Below are 13,530 nucleotides of genomic sequence, written 5' to 3'. Positions count from 1 at the left end.
TGGTGCCACCGAAGGTCTGCAGGTACCGGTCCGGTGACTTGTTTTGCCAATTGGCGCGCCACAACTTTGCGATCGAAGCTGTCCGCGACGCATTCCGCGAGCACAACCCTAGTGTTTTGAAAGGCCATCAGGTTCGGCCGAGGGCATCTCGATCGTTGGCGGACACCGTCGTCTCGGGGACCTGCGTATTCACGAAGTCACGTTCGCGGGAGTCCTGTTCGTGCGTGCCGTTGAGCATGGGCGACTTCGAGCTATTGATCACCTATGAATCGCAATCACGCTTTGTCGGGTATGGACACTTTGGGGCGCTGGCCCGTGGATGGTTTCCTCGTTAGCGCTGCCGGAGTGGTTTCATCTGGGCATGAATCGACACCGGAGGTGGCCTCGGCTACGACTTGTTGGGCTCGGGGTCTGAGAGCGCTTTGAGCTCCAGTAGGGTCTGGCGTAGTTCGCGGTAGCGGTCGGTGCCCAGGATTGTGGCCCAGTGCTCTTCAGTTTCGGCGATGAGCTGCCGCGACAGATCCGCCGCAGCAACACCGGATGCGGTCAACGTGACAATCTTTGAGCGATTATCTGCTGGATTGCGATCCAGGACCACGTATCCCTCTCGTTGTAGATGCGCTATGAACTGGCCAATTCCGGGCTTGGTGATATCAGCTCGCCGGGCAAGCTCGCTGAGCTTGAGCCCCTCCGCAGGGATCAGTGCCATCACGCGGTAGTGGGAAGGCCTCAGGCCAGGCAGCGACGCGGCGTTGAGAGCAGTTCGGAAATTCTCGAAGGCGCCAATCAACAGCGCCGGCATGGAGAGCTGCATGTCAATTTGGGACTCGCCGTTGACATTTTTCATAAAGTAACTTTACCATTATTGGTACAGTTAGTTAACCATTGACTTGTCGTGGGGGAGCATCTCGATTCTTCTCAGGGGAGCGCCATGAACAACGCCGCGCTAGTGAATCTCGACATCTTGGGCCCAGCCGCTCCCACAGGGTCGGAGCTGGGCCGAATCGCCGGCGCGGCTCTGCATCTGCCTCCGGTGGAAATAGGTTTCGCCAATGCTGCGCCGATCCAAGTTCCGCTCTTCAATATGACCACTGGTGGCTTGTGGCGCATCACCGGAACTGCCCAAATGGATGGTTCAGCGGTACCCGGCAAATCAGTCCCGTTCAGCGTTGTCGTGAAGTCAATCCAATCGCCGGCGTTGTGGTCTGGGATATGGCAGGTGCCTGATCACTTCAGGGAGAGTTTGGTGCGCAATTATCCGTGGCACACCGAAGCACGGGTGTACGCCTCCGATCTAGCGAATAACATGCCCGACGGCGGACGTCTTCCCGAGGTGTTTGCTAGGCAGCCGCACTGCTGGGAAGGCTGGCAGGAAGCGGAGCTGTTCGTCAGAGTGGACCGGCGCTCTCGATAGAAAAGGATGCCGAACGCCTCCGGTACTTCCTCGATTCAGTGGGGTCCTTGATCTACATTCCGAGCCTTCGTGGCGATGAATTGTGGCAGGTGCCTGCTGTTGCCGAGGGTGCCAGCGCCGAACTCATTGCTGGGCTCCGCTCGCTGACGGATCGGGCCCACCAGCTGGTCGATGAGATTCTTGAGCTTCCTACATTTCCGGCGCACGGAGATGCGAGTCGACAGAACCTTCTCATCGAAACGAGGGAGGCGAGCGTAGGCGAGCCAGGAGCGTCGCCGCGATTCGTCGTCATTGACTGGGGAGCCTATGGAGCGGCATGCGCTGGTTTTGACCTCGGTCAGCTGTTGTCGGGCTTAGTTAACAATGGGCTGATGAGCGGCGAGGAACTCTACCGATTGGAGCCTCTCTGCTTTCACGCTTACTGCGACGGGCTGGCCGAGTCCGGAGCGGATGTGCGGGAATCAGCGGTGTTGCGAGGTCATGCGATGACTATGGCGCTTTTTACGGGGTTGTCTGCAGTACCTTCCCAGCGCTTGGGGGAGCCCGATTCGGAGGAACTGCGGGTATTCATGGCCGGCAGAATTGTGATGGCTCGCTTTGTCCTAGATCTGCTGGCATCAACTGACTAGCCAGAGGCCTCAAGCGTCGCGGTGGATGTCACCGGTGTGGTTTCTCTGTCGCCCTTGCTGGACTGGCTTGGAGCCTAGAGAGTCTTCTTTGGATGAAATGTAGAGCTGGGTTCGCGCTCAAGCGCCATGCGGGGAAGGTCCTCAAGGGCCAGCGCTACCTGCATTGGATGCAGCCCAAGTGGGTGGCTCATAACATTCATGCCCTCCTGTGAGCTGGAGCTGAATCGCGAACTAGTCAGCTAACAGGAGCGGCTATGTTACGCATTTGGTAGAGGATTTTTGAGTGCTCCGTCACATTGAGGGCCTTCGAGGGTGGAAGCTGACATAGCCTGAAGAGGCTGCCTCAATGACGAGGTGGCCGGAACAGTCAAAGAAAGCAATGGCGCATGAACTTTGAATTGAACACCTTAACCCTGAAAATTTGGGACCAGTCAACCATCGACCACACCTTGGAAGCGGCTATTGCCCACGTTTCCTCCAAGGCAAACGCACCGAGAGACATGGTTAGGGTCACTCGAAGTGGACCTAATGTATTCACAGTCAACGTGACCGGCGGAATGCCCGGCGACTCGCTGACAAATCTCAGTTAGGGTCTGTGCCCCTGACCCACGGAAGCGCTGACCCACGAAAGTGCCGCCTCAACACCTTGTTGGGGCGGCACTTCTGGGTGTATGCCCAGCCTGGGCATTTGCTTAGAGGTGAAAGTCCTCTGAAGGATAAGGTGGTTTAACTAGTCGATGGTAACTGCGTCACCGTGAGGTGGGGTGGGAAGGAAGCCGGAGGCAAATCCCTGCACCGAGGGACACGAACCGCATAGTAGGCATGCTGGTTGGGATAGGCCAGCGCAAGATGGTGAAGCCCGTTCCACCGAAACGGCCAGTGTGTAAATGCGGCGGCAGGGGGAAAGTAAATGTTCTTATCTGGGGAGGTCTGTCCCAGTGCGCCACCTGTTTGATGGGTGGAGCGGTGCGGCTCTAAGGGTCGTCACTGATGGGGCAGAAGTCAGCCGAGGCCATAGTACCTACCGGAATTTTGTTGGTGGTGGGGAAGGGCTGAACGCTGGGAATTGATGTTCTGAAGCGGTATTTCTCGTGTTCAGACTCCATAAGGCCGTGAAGTGTGCTTTTTTGTGACTCTTTGTTGGGGGAGCGGAGCACTATCCGTCCGAATTTCGGGGCCATTCGCCTCCGACTGGCCGACCTTGTCGGCCCAAATTGGAATAAGTTTCGTGCGCCAAACTGCGAACAAGTAGAAGGTTGATGCGCGGAATGAGTTGCAACCCCTTACTTGGCTCCAGGCCTACTAATTTGTCGGCAGATCAGATTCGATATAACCCTTGAGTTGTATCACCTAGGTGTTGTATTGTGGTGGTGATGTGGAACGTCGACGCGGGTTTGGTTGAGGCATGGCTGTTCGGTCTGGATGAGGACTCTTATGCGCAAGTGGTTGCTGCCCTGGAGTTGTTGGCTGAGCGCGGGCCGCAGCTTGGCCGGCCCTTGGTGGACACCGTTGTTCGGTCGCGGCACAAGAACATGAAGGAACTGCGGCCAGGGTCAAGTGGGCGGTCGGAGCTGCGGGTGTTGTTTGCCTTTGATCCGCGGCGTCAGGCGATTTTGCTCGTGGCTGGTGACAAGGCTGGAAACTGGTCCAAGTGGTACACGAAAAATATTCCGATAGCTGATGACTTGTTCGATGATCATTTGAAGACTTTGAAAGGAGAGTCGTGATGGCAATGTCCATTGAGGAGATGCTGGCGAAGCGGCCGGTCGGCCGGGCGGTCGTGGAGGGGCATAAGAAACGGATGCTTGATGAGGTTCGTGCTTACCGTCTGCGTGAACTGCGTGAGGCGTCCGAGCTGACTCAGGTACAGCTGGCTGGTCGTCTGAACGTTACCCAGAACCGGGTTTCGCGGATCGAACACGGTGACATTGACCGCGCCCAAGTCGACACGCTACGCAAATATGTTGAAGCGATCGGAGGCACGTTGCGCATCGAGGTCGAGCTCGGGGACGAACGCATCCAAATCGCCTAAATGATTGAAAACGCAGGTGAGGAATCGCCATCACCTGCGCATACAGAGCCCCAAGCAGTCTTGCCGTGCCGAACTCCTGACTGAAACCGTGGCAAGAACCGCATCGTTTGTCGCCCACCGGACAAGTTACCGGACAGGCTAAACAGGACACAAAATATGGCGCCAATTCAAAGCTGCTGGTCAGGGCGAGTCTGACCGGTGAGAAAACGGCTTACGGGTTCGGCGTCTGGCCGACTGCAAGGTACTCGCCGCGTTGGAATGGACCTGCCGCAGCCGGCCGTTGGGATGGTGGTTTAGGGCAATTCTGCCGAATTACGAGAGCTTGAAGATCGGATCCGCCACGCCGGGCTGTTTACGGTCTTGAGGGAATTTCTTTGGTAACCGGCGGTCGCCAGTTCCGTGAGCAGGGCGATCGGAGGGCCAATTATTGGCAGTCAGGGTCGCAGGTCGTTCGTGCCTGGATGAGCCCCGGATTTCCACCACTTTTATGCGCGCGGATTGAAAGTCGTGACCTCAGGTGGATTCGAAATAGACCCCGAAAATTTCAGAAATGTGATCAACTTTTCGTTCAATAACGTGAATAGAACGTGATCTGGCGCCTCGGCGCACCCGGACAAGAAGAGTAAACCCGCAGTTCAGAGGCCTTTTTGTGTTCCGGGCGGGAATTGAGGCCATGGCCAAGAAAATCGCGGCGCAGAGCCCTCGAGCTAATTGAGGAGGCGCCTGCAAATAATGTGTAAAGAAGGTTCATCCCGCAGCATCATTGGGCAGCGAACCGACTCTCTTCCTCCGGGAATGCTTTGAGCGGTACTGTCTGGCCTGCATTGGTCTCGAAATGATGCACAGACTGAAAAAAGACGAAGCGGCCGTGTCCACAAGGGACTACGGCGGCTTTCCAAACCACCGATCGGCATCTTGCCGGGGGACTAGGCCTCCACAGTGCAGTCGGCCAGATGAATCCTGAACACGATCTTGGTCAACACGTGGCGATCACGGAATGACTGTCCAACGCCCGCCAACCTGGTGGCCGGTCAGCGCCGCGCAGGCGTGACGGCTGCACGGCGCGTCGGCTATCGTCCGGCGGCGAGATCGGCGGAGATCAGGGCGGCCGTGTGCAGCAGCTGCTCGCGCACAGTGTCCAGAAACGCCTCCGGATCGTCCTGCCCATCCACGGCTTGAGCCTGCAGAGAAACGTTGACGGCGGCTGTGACCTCACCGCCGGCGCCGCGTACCGGGGCGGCCATGGACATCAGGCCCACCTCCAGTTCCTGATCCAGCAGGCACCACCCCTGGTCCCGTACGCCGGCCAGGACTTTCCGCAGGTCAGACTCCGACCCCACGGCTTTAGGCGTCATGGGAGTGACCGGGTGGACGGCAAAGTACTCGTCAAGCTGGGCTGGTGGCAGACCGGCCAGCAGCACACGCCCCATCGAGGTTGCGTGGGCCGGGAACCTGGTGCCCACGGTGATACCGACACTCATGATGCGCCGGGCCGCGACCCTCGCCACATAACTGATGTCGCCGCCGTCGAGCACGGCTGCCGACGTCGATTCCCCCAGCAAGGCGGAGAGCGCCTGCAGGTGGGGCTGCGCCAGCTGGGGGAGTGAGAGCGCGGACAGGTAGGAATACCCCAATTGCAGTACGGACGGGGTCAGGGAGAAGGCCCGGCCGTCCGTGCGGACGTAGCCCAGCTCCACCAGTGTGTGCAGGAAGCGGCGGGAGGTGGCCCGGCTCAAATCCGTGCGTTGGGCCACCTCGGTCAGGGTCATGGCCGGATGGTCCGCGTCAAAGGCCCGGATGACTGACAGTCCGCGGGCCAGCGACTGTACATACTGGTCACTGGCGACGGGCTGGGCAGACTGTTCCTCGATCATCCGAGGATGGCCGCTTCGAGGGGCACGGCAATGCGTTCCTGCAGTTCCGCCACCGTGGTGCCGAAGGTTTCGCGCACGCGCACGCCGTCGGCGGTGATGAGGAAGACGGCGTCGTTGGTGTAGATGCGGGTGACGCAGCCGACACCGGTGAGCGGGTAGGTGCATGCCTCGACGAGTTTTGAGGTGCCGTCCTTGGCGAACAGGCTCATCATGACGTAGACCTCCTTGGCGCCGGTGGCCAGGTCCATGGCACCGCCGACTGCGGGAATCGCGTCGGGTGCCCCGGTGTGCCAGTTCGCGAGGTCGCCGGTCGCCGAAACCTGGAAGGCGCCCAGAACACAGACATCAAGATGGCCCCCGCGCATCATGGCGAAGGAATCGGCGTGGTGGAAGTAGGACGCGCCGGGCAGTTCCGTGACGGGGATCTTGCCCGCGTTGATCAGGTCATCGTCGATGTCGTCCCCGTGAGCTTCCGGGCCCATGCCGAGCATGCCGTTTTCGGTGTGCAGCGTGACGGCTTGTTCCGGGCGCAGGAAGTTCGAGACCAGGGTGGGCTGGCCAATGCCAAGGTTGACGAAGGAGCCGGCCTTGATGTCGGCGGCTACCAGCGCGGCCAGTTCCTCCCGGCCAAGCCGGGTGCCGTTTTCTTGCGTGCTCATTACTTGACCCCATGTTCTGCCGGTGCCGGCGTGGTGGCGTTGATCGCTACGATCGTGTTGACATAGATGCCGGGTGTGATCACGTTTTCCGGATCGAGTTCGCCTGTCTCGACAATGTTGCCGACCTGGACGATGCTTTCCTTGGCCGCGGTGGCCATGATGGGGCCGAAGTTGCGTGCGGTCTTGCGGTACACCAGGTTCCCGGCCCGGTCCGCCGTCAGCGCCTTGATGAGCGCGTAGTCGGCGTGGATGGGGGTTTCGAACACGTGGCCGCGGCCGTCGATCATCCGGGTTTCCCGGCCCTTCGCGAGCATCGTGCCGTAGCCGGTGGGCGTAAAGAACCCGCCGATCCCGGCCCCCGCGGCCCTGATTCGCTCGGCAAGGTTGCCTTGCGGGACCAGCTCCAGTTCAATCTCGCCTGCCCGGTACGCGGCGTCGAAGTGCCAGGAGTCGGACTGCCGCGGGAAGGAGCAGATGATCTTGCGGACCCGGCGTTCCTTGATGAGCAGGGCCAGGCCCGCGTCGGCCTGCCCGGCATTGTTGTTGACAACTGTCAGGCCCGTGGCGCCGCCGTCGAGCAGGGCATTGATCAGTTCCATGGGCTGCCCGGCGTTGCCGAAGCCGCCGATCAGCACGGTGGAGTTGTCCCGGATGCCGGCGACGGCCTCGGCCGCGGAGCTTGCAATGATGGGCATTTTCTTCCTTACTTGTTCGAGGTGACGTTTTCGAGCACAACGGCCAGGCCCTGCCCCACGCCGATGCAGATTGCGGCCACGCCCCACCGTTCGCCGCTGGTCTGCAGGCTGCGGGCCAGGGTGCCCAGCAGTCGGGTGCCGGAGGCGCCCAGCGGGTGGCCCATGGCGATGGCGCCGCCGTGCTGGTTCACGATTCCCGGGTCGATGTCCCAAGCATCGATGCAGGCCAGTGACTGAGCGGCGAATGCCTCATTAAGTTCGACGGCACCCACCTGGTCCCAGCCGATTCTCGCCTTTGCCAGCGCCCGGTTCGCGGCCTCGACGGGTCCGTAGCCGAAGAACTGCGGGTCCACCCCGGCCGCACCGCGCCCGGCGATCCTGGCCAGCGGGTCCATCCCCAGGATCCCGGCCGCGGCCTCGGATCCCAGCCATGCCGCGGACGCGCCGTCGGACAGCGGTGAGGCATTCGCTGCTGTTACGGTGCCGCCTGCCACGCCGTCGGCCTCCTTTCGGAATACCGTCTTGAGCCCGGCCAGCTTCGCCGCCGTCGACCCGGCTCTGATGCCCTCATCCCGCAGCAGTTCCGTGCCGGGCACCACGGAGGTGAGGTTGTCGTAGAAGCCGCTGTTCCAGGCTGCATCGGCCAGCCGGTGCGAGTTTGCGGCAAATTCGTCCTGGCGTTCGCGGGTGATGCCGTATTTTTCGCGCAGCTGCTCGGTGGCTTCGCCCAGGTTCACTGTCCATTCTTTGGGCATGGCGGGGTTGACGAGCCGCCAGCCCAGTGTGGTCGAGGAGAGGGCCAGATCCCCTGCCGGGTACGCCCGTTCCGTCTTTGGCAGCACCCACGGTGCCCGGCTCATCGATTCCGCCCCGCCCACCAGCACCAGGTCGGCATCGCCGACGTTGATCTGGCGTGAGGCGATGATCGCCGCGTCAATGGAGGAGCCGCACAACCGGTTCACCGTGGTACCGGGAATGGAGGTGGGCAGGCCCGCGAGCAGCGTTGCCATGCGCGCCAGGTTCCGGTTTTCCTCGCCGGCACCATTGGCATTGCCGAAGACCACCTCGTCGATCCGCTCCACGTCGAGTTTCGGTGCGCGGGCTACGGATTCGCGCACCACATGGGCGGCCAGGTCGTCCGGGCGGACGCCCGCCAGGCCGGAGCCAAACTTGCCAAAGGGGGTGCGGACAGCGTCGTACAGGTACGCATGGTTCACGGGAGTTCGTCCTTCTGTTCGGTGGAGTGTGGCTCGGTGACGGCCTAGGAATCACCGCAGTGGATGGAGGTCTTGCCGTCCCGAGCGGGTGTCGGGGTCAGGGCTGGGTCTGATGGATCAGGCCCAGGAGCAGGCGGGCAACCTCGGCCGGTGCCTCCGCTGGTGTCAGGTGGGCAACGTGCGGGAGGGTGGCGAGTTTCGCCACCGAATCTGCGGAAGCGGTGTCTTTGTCGGCGCGTTGGACGGCCCCTGCGTTTACTGCATCCACCATCTCCTGCATCAGTTCCGGGCTTGCCACCGAGTCCTCTGAACCGGCCACGGCCAGCAACGGGACGCGGATTTGTCCGAGTTCGTTTCTGACGTCAAAGCCGGCCAGCGCACCGCAGCAGTGGGCGTAACTGAACTGGTCGGTGTCGCGCAGGGTGTTCAGCAGCCGGCTGGACAGCTCGGGCTCCCGGTCCAGGAAACCTTCAGCAAACCAGCGCTGGGCAGAACCCTGGATCATGACGGCGGTGCCCTGCGTCCGGACCGTTTCCGCCCTCTCGGTCCAGGCCGCCGGCGTGCCCAGCTTTGGACCCGAACACTGCACGGAGAGGCTCAGGAGACGGTCCCCATGGTCGATTTACTGAGGTTGGAGGGCGGGAACCTACCAGCCGCGTTCCAGCCACTGCCTCAGCTGCGGCCGCTCGGCACCCAGGGTGGTGCCTGTGCCATGGCCCGGATGCACAACGGTGTCATCCGGCAGCCGGCCGAAGACCCGGCCAGTGACATCGGCGATCAGCGTGGCGAAGCGTTCGGGGTCCCCGAAGGTGTTGCCGACGCCGCCGGGGAACAGAGAGTCGCCGGTGAATATATGGTCGGGTCCCGACCGGTCCCGGTAGAGTAAGGCCACGGAGCCGGGAGTGTGGCCGCGGAGCTTGATGACCTCTAGCTCCAGACCGTCCCCGATTTCCAGTCGCCCGGCCTCCAGCGGCAGATCTGTAGGGACTTCAATATCTGGCACGTCCGCCGTCCCGGCTGCTGTACGGGCCCCGGTGTTCTTCACCAGCTGAGCCAGTGCCCTGACATGGTCCCAATGGGAGTGGGTGGTCACGATCCACTCCAGCCGGGTCGGCGCGGGAGAGTCGGCCTCCGAAGCGGCGATCATCTCCCGGATTGCCTCCGGGTCATCGGCGGCATCGATGAGCACCTGCGTCCCGGTGCGCTTGGACGTCAGCAGGTAGACGTTGTTGTTCATGTCACTGACGGAGCAGTTGCGGATAGTAATCTCTTCTAAATCAATCATGCGATCAGGCTATGTGGACCCGCGTGGGCCATGGCACGGGCATTCTCACCAGTCGATAACAGCCGTTGGCCCGTGTGTGATGCGTGGCACACACTGTAGGTATGGCTTCCCGACCGTCAGGTGGCAGCACCACCCAGTGCCGGCCCGGGAGCCTTGACCTAGCCTGACCCTAAACAACCGAGGTGACAACGATGGTGTTTCCCGCAAAATACTCGGAACTCAACGCCCTGGAGCTCTCCGGCGAGGCGCGGCGAATCCTGACCCGGATCATCCGGGTCTCATTCCCGCACCCGCAGTTCCCGAACGGCCCCTATGAACGGATGACCGAGAAGATCATCGAGGCTTCCGAGGAATCACGCTGGTTCCGGATGGCCCTCATCCAGGGCTTGGCGACCCTGGACACGCTCACGGACGAGCACTTCCTGGATCTGCCCGAAGACCGGGCCATCACGGTGCTCAAGCGCATCGCCGATCTGGAGTTCTTTGCCTTCATTCGGCGGACGGTGGTGCTCAACCTCTATGACGACCCGGAGGTCCACACTGCGCTGGGTTACGAGGGCGAGTCGTACTCGAAGGGCGGCTACGTCAACCGCGGGTTCAACGACCTCGCCTGGCTGCCTGATCCGCGGATCGAGGAGTGTACCGAGCCCGTACCCGAGATCGGCCCGCTGCCGTACCAGGTGGCAACTTGCACCCCCACAGAAGGCTTTGAACCCGTAGGGAATCTGTTCAAGGACACCGGAATGATCGAGGAAGGCCGCACACGATGAGCACCGAAGAAATCTCAGCCCGTTTTGAGTACGACGACGATTCCGTGGTGGTGATCGTCGGCTCCGGTGCCGGCGGAGGCACCCTGGCCCACGAGCTGGTCAGCAAGGGCATCAAGGTAGTCCTGCTCGAGGCAGGGCCGGATCTGAAGAACGAGGACTACCACCAGGACGAGTGGGCGGCTTTCAACCAGATGGCGTGGCTGGATCCGCGCACCACGTCAGGATCATGGCGCATCGCCCGTGATTTCCCGAATCTGCCGGCGTGGATCGTCAAGGCCGTCGGCGGCACCACCACTCACTGGTCCGGGGCCACCCCGCGGTTCAAGGCCCACGAATTCAAGGCGCGCACCACCTACGGGCGCATCGATGGAGCCAACCTGCTGGACTGGCCCATCACCTTGGCCGACCTCGAACCGTACTACGACCGCGCCGAGCAGAAGATGGGTAGCACCCACCGGCACGGCCGCCCGCCGCTGCCGGCCAACAACAACTACAAGGTCCTGGCCAATGGTGCCAAGCGCCTGGGCTACCGGCACTTCTCCACCGGCCCTTACGCCACGAACGCCGAACCCTATGACGGCAGACCCGGCTCGATCCAGGACGGGTTCAACTTCCAGGGCGACAAGAACAAGTCCAAGTGGTCCACTTTGGTCTCGGAGATCCCAAAATCGCTGCGCACAGGGCTGCTGGACCTGCGTCCGGACTCCCACGCCGTACAGGTCACGCACACTCCCGGTGGGCGTGCCGATGGCGTCATCTACATCGACGCCGACGGTAATGTCCAACGCCAGAAGGCACGCATCGTGGCGGTTGCAGGCAACTCCATCGAGACGCCGCGCCTGCTGATGCTCTCATCCTCTCCGCTGTTCCCTGACGGGCTGGCCAACTCCTCGGGGCAATTGGGGCGGAACTACATGCGCCACACAACCGGCTCGGTGTACGCCAAGTTCGACCAGCCGGTGAACATGTACCGGGGCGAGACGATGGCTGGCTTGATCGCCGACGAAGCACGCCACGACGTCGAGCGCGGATTCTCCGGGGGCTACTACCTCGAGATGATCTCGCTCGGGCCGGCGTTTCTGGCCAGTTTCGTGGAACCCGGAGCCTGGGGCCCGGATTTCACCGCATTGTTGGACAATTACGTCAATACCGCCGGGCTGTGGATCACCGGCGAGGACATGCCGCAGGAGTCGAACCGGATCACGTTGAACACCACCGTGACCGACCGGCTGGGGCTGCCGGTGCCCAACGTGCACTTCGATGACCACCCCAACGACGTCAACATGCGCAACCACGGCTACCAGCAGGCGTCCCTGCTCTACGAGGCAGTCGGGGCGACGTCGATCCACCGCACCCCGCCGTACCCTTCCACCCATAACTTGGGCACTGCACGGATGAGCGAGCGGCCCGAGGATGGGGTCGTCAACGCGTTCGGGCAGACACACGACGTGCCCAACCTGTTCATCTCCGATGGCTCGCAGTTCACCACCAGTGCGGCGGCGAACCCGACGCTGACGATCGTGGCCCTGGCGATCCGCCAGGCCGAATACATCGTCGACCAGATGGCAGCTTCGGCCCTCTAAAACAAAGCTGCCACCAAGCAACTGGCTGGCACCCCTCTGCCCGGCGCCTATCGCCCAAGCAGTGGGGTGCCGCGCAGTGCGCGGCTGACGCGGGACGCCACGTCGCGCAGCAGCACGGAGACTTCCCCGGAGCGCACGAGGAAGTCAGACGGATCCATGGACACCGCCACCGATCCGACCGTCTGCCCGGCGGCCGTCGTCACAGGGGCCGCCATGCACGAGGCTCCACGGATGAATTCCTCGCGTTCGACGGCGATGCCTGAGGTACGCACCCCGTCCAGCTCCGCGTCGAATATTGCCGGATCTGTGATCGTGGCTGCCGTCATACTGGGCATCCCATGGCGCTGCAGGTAGGTCCGGCAGCGCTCGGCGTCCATTCCCGCCAGCAGCACCTTGCCGAACGCAGTGGCATGCGCGGCATCATTGAACCCGAAGCCCATGGGGGTGATTCTTGGCCGGGTCGGGGATTCCACCACATGCGCCACGACGATGTCCTCACCGCGGTGGACCGCATAATAGGCGGCAGCATCGGCGCGCACATGCAGTTCACGCACCAGCCGCGCCACCGACGGTGGCGTGCCAACCTGCCGACGCAGTGATTGGTCCAGGGCGTGGAGCTTATAGCCCAGCCCAAACCGGCTCTCGTCCTTGAGATGGATCAAATGCTCGGAGGCAACCAGAGTTTTCAGCAGCCGGTAAACGGTGGGCAGCGGCATCGCCAGCTCGGCTGCAATCTCCTTGGCCGACATTCCCCGGTGGTGGGAGGCAACCACATCCAACAGTGCGAAGGCCTTCTGGACCGAAGCCAGACCGGTCAGTGAATCGTTTTGTCCCATGCACCCAATCTTGTCCCCAGCGCAGAGGATTACCAAGTTAAGACGGCCGGCGTCCACCCCCAAGGGGCAGCGCCGGCCGTCACCGCCGGCGGTCCATGCACGGGACCGGAATTAACAGCCTCGTGGCGGTTCGTTAGTTGATTTCCAGTTCCCCCATGCGGTCCCAGGCATCGCCGTCGATCTGGCGGCTGACGATCCGCGGGGTGTCGACCAACGCTGGGGCCATGTCCAGCATGGCCTGCTTGAAGTGGCCGCTGTTCACATGGTCACCCGCGGCGTCGTCCTGGAAGGCCTCGACGAGGACGTACTCGTGCGGATTGTCTAAGCTGCGTGACCAGTCAAACCACAGGTTCCCGGGCTCGGCACGGGTGGCTTCGGTGTACGAGTGGGTAAGGTCGGGCCAACGGTCCGACCAGTCGGGCTTGACATTGAACTTGACGACGATGAATATCACGGTGCGTTCCTTCCGGTGGTGGTACGCCTCACCGTCCTGGACTAGGCCTGGACAAGGCGTGCTGTCCGCCAAGTCTTGCCGG

Annotated in this window: 17 protein-coding genes; 7 read left to right on the top strand and 10 right to left on the bottom strand. The window is 62.1% G+C overall.

Going from position 1 to position 13,530, the window contains the following annotated elements:
• Window positions 1-127: 127 nt before the first annotated feature.
• Both AB0P14_RS08415 and AB0P14_RS08410 read right to left on the bottom strand, forming a co-directional pair.
• A complete protein-coding gene (locus AB0P14_RS08415; protein WP_363840266.1) occupies window positions 128-262 on the bottom strand; it encodes a hypothetical protein in 135 nt (44 codons plus the stop codon).
• Window positions 263-388: 126 nt separating this feature from the next.
• Entirely contained in the window at window positions 389-847 is a 459-nt protein-coding gene (locus AB0P14_RS08410; RefSeq protein ID WP_363840263.1) for a MarR family transcriptional regulator, read from the bottom strand.
• Window positions 848-931: 84 nt separating this feature from the next.
• Between AB0P14_RS08410 and AB0P14_RS08405 the strand changes: the two genes are divergently transcribed.
• The 5 genes from AB0P14_RS08405 to AB0P14_RS08385 all read left to right on the top strand — a co-directional run bounded on the left by AB0P14_RS08405 (window position 932) and on the right by AB0P14_RS08385 (window position 4,075).
• Window positions 932-1,414, top strand: a complete 483-nt coding sequence (locus tag AB0P14_RS08405) for a hypothetical protein (protein WP_363840260.1) — start codon at window positions 932-934, stop codon at window positions 1,412-1,414.
• Window positions 1,415-1,461: 47 nt separating this feature from the next.
• Window positions 1,462-2,043, top strand: a complete 582-nt coding sequence (locus AB0P14_RS08400) for a hypothetical protein (RefSeq protein ID WP_363840257.1) — start codon at window positions 1,462-1,464, stop codon at window positions 2,041-2,043.
• Between the two features lie 386 nt (window positions 2,044-2,429).
• Window positions 2,430-2,633 carry a hypothetical protein gene (locus AB0P14_RS08395; protein ID WP_363840254.1) on the top strand — a complete coding sequence of 68 codons (204 nt, stop codon included), beginning with the start codon at window positions 2,430-2,432 and terminating at the stop codon, window positions 2,631-2,633.
• Window positions 2,634-3,416: 783 nt separating this feature from the next.
• Window positions 3,417-3,770, top strand: a complete 354-nt coding sequence (locus AB0P14_RS08390; RefSeq protein ID WP_363840473.1) for a type II toxin-antitoxin system RelE/ParE family toxin — start codon at window positions 3,417-3,419, stop codon at window positions 3,768-3,770.
• Entirely contained in the window at window positions 3,770-4,075 is a 306-nt protein-coding gene (locus tag AB0P14_RS08385; RefSeq protein ID WP_363840251.1) for an XRE family transcriptional regulator, read from the top strand. The genes AB0P14_RS08390 and AB0P14_RS08385 overlap by 1 nt, the downstream gene beginning before the upstream one ends.
• 1,070 nt (window positions 4,076-5,145) lie before the next feature.
• Here the strand turns inward: AB0P14_RS08385 and AB0P14_RS08380 are convergent.
• From AB0P14_RS08380 to AB0P14_RS08355, 6 genes are all read right to left on the bottom strand, one after another.
• The gene (locus AB0P14_RS08380; RefSeq protein ID WP_363840248.1) at window positions 5,146-5,949 is read right to left on the bottom strand and encodes an IclR family transcriptional regulator C-terminal domain-containing protein; all 804 of its coding nucleotides are present in this window, start codon (window positions 5,947-5,949) and stop codon (window positions 5,146-5,148) included.
• Window positions 5,946-6,608, bottom strand: a complete 663-nt coding sequence (locus AB0P14_RS08375) for a 3-oxoacid CoA-transferase subunit B (protein ID WP_363840246.1) — start codon at window positions 6,606-6,608, stop codon at window positions 5,946-5,948. The genes AB0P14_RS08380 and AB0P14_RS08375 overlap by 4 nt, the downstream gene beginning before the upstream one ends.
• Window positions 6,608-7,303 carry a 3-oxoacid CoA-transferase subunit A gene (locus tag AB0P14_RS08370; protein ID WP_262453213.1) on the bottom strand — a complete coding sequence of 232 codons (696 nt, stop codon included), beginning with the start codon at window positions 7,301-7,303 and terminating at the stop codon, window positions 6,608-6,610. The genes AB0P14_RS08375 and AB0P14_RS08370 overlap by 1 nt, the downstream gene beginning before the upstream one ends.
• 8 nt (window positions 7,304-7,311) lie before the next feature.
• Complete coding sequence (locus tag AB0P14_RS08365; protein WP_363840243.1) at window positions 7,312-8,520, bottom strand: thiolase family protein; 1,209 nt, start codon at window positions 8,518-8,520, stop codon at window positions 7,312-7,314.
• Between the two features lie 97 nt (window positions 8,521-8,617).
• A complete protein-coding gene (locus AB0P14_RS08360; RefSeq protein WP_363840240.1) occupies window positions 8,618-9,025 on the bottom strand; it encodes an alpha/beta hydrolase in 408 nt (135 codons plus the stop codon).
• A 141-nt stretch (window positions 9,026-9,166) separates the two neighbouring features.
• Window positions 9,167-9,805: an MBL fold metallo-hydrolase gene (locus AB0P14_RS08355; RefSeq protein WP_363840238.1), complete on the bottom strand. Its 639-nt coding sequence runs from the start codon at window positions 9,803-9,805 to the stop codon at window positions 9,167-9,169.
• A 191-nt stretch (window positions 9,806-9,996) separates the two neighbouring features.
• Here AB0P14_RS08355 and AB0P14_RS08350 point away from each other — a divergent pair, with 191 nt between their 5' ends.
• Together AB0P14_RS08350 and AB0P14_RS08345 are read left to right on the top strand one after the other, a co-directional pair.
• Complete coding sequence (locus AB0P14_RS08350) at window positions 9,997-10,575, top strand: hypothetical protein (protein WP_363840235.1); 579 nt, start codon at window positions 9,997-9,999, stop codon at window positions 10,573-10,575.
• Entirely contained in the window at window positions 10,572-12,158 is a 1,587-nt protein-coding gene (locus AB0P14_RS08345; RefSeq protein ID WP_363840233.1) for a GMC family oxidoreductase, read from the top strand. The genes AB0P14_RS08350 and AB0P14_RS08345 overlap by 4 nt, the downstream gene beginning before the upstream one ends.
• 47 nt (window positions 12,159-12,205) lie before the next feature.
• On the opposite strand, the gene AB0P14_RS08340 is transcribed toward AB0P14_RS08345, so the two are convergent.
• On the bottom strand, window positions 12,206-12,994 hold the full coding sequence (locus AB0P14_RS08340; protein ID WP_262453223.1) for an IclR family transcriptional regulator: 789 nt from the start codon (window positions 12,992-12,994) through the stop codon (window positions 12,206-12,208).
• A 133-nt stretch (window positions 12,995-13,127) separates the two neighbouring features.
• On the bottom strand, window positions 13,128-13,448 hold the full coding sequence (locus AB0P14_RS08335) for a putative quinol monooxygenase (RefSeq protein WP_262453224.1): 321 nt from the start codon (window positions 13,446-13,448) through the stop codon (window positions 13,128-13,130).
• Between the last annotated feature and the right edge of the window lie 82 nt (window positions 13,449-13,530).

It is taken from the genome of Specibacter sp. NPDC078709 (genome assembly GCF_040686795.1).
In the GTDB taxonomy this organism is placed as follows: domain Bacteria; phylum Actinomycetota; class Actinomycetes; order Actinomycetales; family Micrococcaceae; genus Specibacter.
This window is presented reverse-complemented; position numbering and strand designations above follow the sequence as displayed.

What these genes read in the sequence shown, in the direction of transcription:
- AB0P14_RS08410 (WP_363840263.1), bottom strand. Translation starts at nt 847, where the DNA reads ATGAAAAATGTCAACGGCGAGTCCCAAATTGACATGCAGCTCTCCATG.
- AB0P14_RS08405 (WP_363840260.1), top strand. Translation starts at nt 932, where the DNA reads ATGAACAACGCCGCGCTAGTGAATCTCGACATCTTGGGCCCAGCCGCT.
- AB0P14_RS08395 (WP_363840254.1), top strand. Translation starts at nt 2,430, where the DNA reads ATGAACTTTGAATTGAACACCTTAACCCTGAAAATTTGGGACCAGTCA.
- AB0P14_RS08390 (WP_363840473.1), top strand. Translation starts at nt 3,417, where the DNA reads ATGTGGAACGTCGACGCGGGTTTGGTTGAGGCATGGCTGTTCGGTCTG.
- AB0P14_RS08385 (WP_363840251.1), top strand. Translation starts at nt 3,770, where the DNA reads ATGGCAATGTCCATTGAGGAGATGCTGGCGAAGCGGCCGGTCGGCCGG.
- AB0P14_RS08380 (WP_363840248.1), bottom strand. Translation starts at nt 5,949, where the DNA reads ATGATCGAGGAACAGTCTGCCCAGCCCGTCGCCAGTGACCAGTATGTA.
- AB0P14_RS08375 (WP_363840246.1), bottom strand. Translation starts at nt 6,608, where the DNA reads ATGAGCACGCAAGAAAACGGCACCCGGCTTGGCCGGGAGGAACTGGCC.
- AB0P14_RS08370 (WP_262453213.1), bottom strand. Translation starts at nt 7,303, where the DNA reads ATGCCCATCATTGCAAGCTCCGCGGCCGAGGCCGTCGCCGGCATCCGG.
- AB0P14_RS08360 (WP_363840240.1), bottom strand. Translation starts at nt 9,025, where the DNA reads ATGATCCAGGGTTCTGCCCAGCGCTGGTTTGCTGAAGGTTTCCTGGAC.
- AB0P14_RS08355 (WP_363840238.1), bottom strand. Translation starts at nt 9,805, where the DNA reads ATGATTGATTTAGAAGAGATTACTATCCGCAACTGCTCCGTCAGTGAC.
- AB0P14_RS08350 (WP_363840235.1), top strand. Translation starts at nt 9,997, where the DNA reads ATGGTGTTTCCCGCAAAATACTCGGAACTCAACGCCCTGGAGCTCTCC.
- AB0P14_RS08345 (WP_363840233.1), top strand. Translation starts at nt 10,572, where the DNA reads ATGAGCACCGAAGAAATCTCAGCCCGTTTTGAGTACGACGACGATTCC.
- AB0P14_RS08340 (WP_262453223.1), bottom strand. Translation starts at nt 12,994, where the DNA reads ATGGGACAAAACGATTCACTGACCGGTCTGGCTTCGGTCCAGAAGGCC.